This window comes from Pedobacter sp. UYP30, assembly GCF_040547165.1.
Taxonomy (GTDB): Bacteria; Bacteroidota; Bacteroidia; order Sphingobacteriales; family Sphingobacteriaceae; genus Pedobacter.
The window spans coordinates 1-2001 of the sequence record NZ_JBEPPD010000051.1; the positions used below are offsets into that span (position 1 = coordinate 1).

General features: G+C 33.6%; 3 protein-coding genes. All 3 read left to right on the forward strand.

Translation table 11 applies throughout. The features are described from left to right. Positions 1-137 precede the first annotated feature (137 nt). Positions 138-896, forward strand: coding sequence for a nucleotidyltransferase domain-containing protein (locus ABIB40_RS20585; RefSeq protein WP_354361823.1), 759 nt, complete (start codon positions 138-140; stop codon positions 894-896). 230 nt (positions 897-1126) lie between these two features. After that, a complete protein-coding gene (locus ABIB40_RS20590) occupies positions 1127-1474 on the forward strand; it encodes a type II toxin-antitoxin system RelE/ParE family toxin (protein WP_133263881.1) in 348 nt (115 codons plus the stop codon). Next, entirely contained in the window at positions 1458-1763 is a 306-nt protein-coding gene (locus tag ABIB40_RS20595) for a helix-turn-helix domain-containing protein (RefSeq protein ID WP_133263882.1), read from the forward strand. The genes ABIB40_RS20590 and ABIB40_RS20595 overlap by 17 nt, the downstream gene beginning before the upstream one ends. The last annotated feature ends 238 nt before the right edge of the window (positions 1764-2001 follow it).

Genomic DNA, 2001 nt, shown 5'->3' on the forward strand with positions numbered 1-2001 from the left:
GTTTACGTTAATTAATAAGTTATTTACTTAATTTGGTGCGGTGCGACAATGGTTCTGCAGGTAATGCCATTTCTGCACAAATTTCCAAAACGTTATAAGCAAGGCAATGACAATTAACGAACGAATAAACATAGAAAATGAGACAAGAAATTGACAACCTTTTTAAAGACATAGACGAAATACCACTTTTCTATATAGAAAGCGGAAGCCGACTTTGGGGAATAGCAAGCCCGGACAGCGACTATGATGTTCGTGGATTTCATCTTCAATCAAAAAAGCAATATTTTGACTTCAAAAAGCACCGTGACATTATAGAAGTTATGGACGGGGACTTTGACTTTGTTTCCTACGACATCGACAAAATGTTTGGACTTTTATTAAAGAGTAATCCGACTGTTTTTGAGTGGATAAGGGCAAACATTATTTATTTCAATGAACTTCCTGATTGGACAAATTTTCGGCAAGATGTAATTACAAATTTTGATTTTAAGGCTTTGTTTCATCATTACATTTCACTTGCTAAAGGAAACATAAACTTAATGGAAACAGGAAAAAAGTTCACTTACAAAACTGCGTTTTATTGTATTCGTGGACTTTTATCGGCAGACCTTGCAACTCGACAAATAATTCCTGAACTTTTAATTGATGACCTTTTTAAACAGTTCGATAACGACAACGATGTTTTAAAAATTGCAAAAGAGACTTTGGACAGGAAAAAAAGTCAGAAAGAAAAAGAAGAGGTTATAGAAAGCGACAAGCAAAAAATATTGAATGCAATTAAAGAATTTACAAGTCAACTTGCACCAAAAGAGCCAAACAGCAGTAATAAAAGACAAAAGCTTGAAAGTGTATTGACCGACTACAGCTTTAACTTAAAGATGAAATTTTATGTGTAATGAAAAGAAGCCCAGCCTATAACAGCAAATTTGGGCAAAAATGGCTGACGGTGGTTTACTTCAATTCATCCGTTATTTACTTAATTTAGTGCGGTACGAGGAAGGTTGTGCAAGCAATGCCATTTCTGCACAAATTTTCAAAACGTTATAAGGCATTTTAACTCGACAAATCGCAGAAAAAATCTAAACCAAATGTTTCACTTTAGGTAAACTTTATTTATCTTTACTTCGTGGGACAAAATCAAAAACATAGAAAAATCGTCTTTTTTAAGAATTACTTTCAAGACTTTTTCAACAAACAGTCTAAAAAAGTAAAAGCCAAGATTGTTTGGACTTTTGATTTGGTCGAAGATTTACAAAGAGTTCCTGAAACATATTTAAAGCATTTAGAAAACACTAATGGGCTTTATGAAATCAGGGTTCAAACAGGAAATGATATTTTTCGCATTTTTTGTTTTTTCGACAAAGGACAATTAGTTATTCTGGCTCATGGCTTTCAAAAGAAAACTCAGAAAACACCAAAGAAAGAAATCGAACAGGCACTTAAGATAAAAGCTGAATATGAAAACACAAAATAATGACTTGATGACTCTTGAAGAGTTTAAAGAAAAAAATTATGGTAAACGTGGAACGACCGAACGTGACGAACTTGAAGCTGGCTATGAAAATTTTAAAATTGGCGTTTTAATCCATGACACAAGAATTGAAATGGGAATGACACAAGAACAACTTGCAGAAAAAGTTGGAACGACCAAATCTTATATTTCTAAAATTGAGAATGACATAAAAGAGGCTCGCATTTCTACACTTCAGAAAATCGTTAAACTTGGTTTTGGTGGACAATTAGAACTTTCTATAAAGCTTTAGAAAAAGAAAAACGCCTTATAACAGCAAATTTGCACAAAAATGGCTGACGGTGGTTCAACTCAGGCTTTTCGTTAATTATTTAGTTAATTGCGGTGCGACAGAGTTTCTGCAAGCAATGCCATTTCTGCGCAAATTTTCAAAACGTTATAGCCAATTTTAGGACTACACCTATGTAAACAATGAACAGAAAGGAACAACTATATAATTGGCTGACAACGGGTCTTCAACAAAATGCTGA

Bases quoted from the DNA above. Each gene is read 5' to 3' on its own strand.
- ABIB40_RS20585 (WP_354361823.1), top strand. From the start codon at position 138: ATGAGACAAGAAATTGACAACCTTTTTAAAGACATAGACGAAATACCA.
- ABIB40_RS20595 (WP_133263882.1), top strand. From the start codon at position 1,458: ATGAAAACACAAAATAATGACTTGATGACTCTTGAAGAGTTTAAAGAA.